General features: G+C 62.7%; 1 protein-coding gene. It reads right to left on the bottom strand.

Annotated features, from left to right (window positions below; translation table 11 throughout):
- Positions 1-370, bottom strand: a 370-nt coding sequence (locus tag MRBLMC3_RS19995) for a calcium-binding protein (protein WP_363831720.1), incomplete at both ends; no start/stop codon positions are given.

Here is a 370-nt window from a genome sequence, read left to right as displayed (position 1 = left end):
ACCACCTGCGCGTCGAGCGCCGCACGATCCCAGATCGTACCGTCAGCAAACTGGATCTGCTCGATGCCCGTGGCCCGGCCATCCGATTGTCCCTGCAGCAGGATCGAGCCAGAGTGATCGGTGAAGCCGATCCGCACATTGCTGCCATTGCTGGCCTCCCGCGTCAGCACCAGATCGCCAGGCGTGATCCCGGCACCAAAGCTCAGCGTGTCGACGCCATCTTCCCAAAAGCCCTGGACGATACGGTCGTCGCCATCGCCAATGTTGTAGATGTAGGTGTTGCCGCCGTCGCCACCGTAAAGGTCGTCATCGCCAGTCCCGCCCGTGATCGTATCGGCGCCACTTCCCGCATAGACCACGTCATTGCCCG

This window comes from Sphingobium sp. LMC3-1-1.1 (genome assembly GCF_040676285.1).
Classification (GTDB): domain Bacteria; phylum Pseudomonadota; class Alphaproteobacteria; order Sphingomonadales; family Sphingomonadaceae; genus Sphingobium.
This window is presented reverse-complemented; position numbering and strand designations above follow the sequence as displayed.